Origin of the sequence: Exiguobacterium sp. SH0S7 (assembly GCF_004337195.1) — a bacterium.
Taxonomy (GTDB): domain Bacteria; phylum Bacillota; class Bacilli; order Exiguobacteriales; family Exiguobacteriaceae; genus Exiguobacterium; species Exiguobacterium aurantiacum_A.
The window spans coordinates 1-309 of record NZ_SJVA01000058.1 but is presented as its reverse complement, the minus strand read 5'-3'; the positions used below and the strand labels follow the sequence as shown (position 1 = coordinate 309).

1 protein-coding gene is annotated in these 309 nt (G+C 46.6%); it reads right to left on the bottom strand.

Going from position 1 to position 309, the window contains the following annotated elements; genetic code table 11:
• Positions 1 to 145 precede the first annotated feature (145 nt).
• On the bottom strand, positions 146 to 309 hold a 164-nt coding region (locus EVJ22_RS15405; RefSeq protein WP_145963190.1), incomplete at its 5' end, for an IS3 family transposase.

Below are 309 nucleotides of genomic sequence, written 5' to 3'. Positions count from 1 at the left end.
TCCTCGCGTACCGAGACGGTACGTTTTAACCATTTATAATAGGCGGCCCGTGAGACCTGCGCGATCTCGCATAAGAGCACGACCGGGAACGTGTCGCTTATCGACATTTCCTTGATGGCCGTGTAACTGGATTGTCAACACTTAATTAGACAATTTCGAAGAGGTATCTTTGTTTGTACTCTCTCGGCGTTAGGTAGCCCAATGTTCCATGGACTCTGATGTTATTGAACCAATGTATGTAATCACGTAATTCACGGTCGAGGACCGTTAGGTTCGGGAAGTTTCGCTTTCTGACGAACTCTGTTTTGA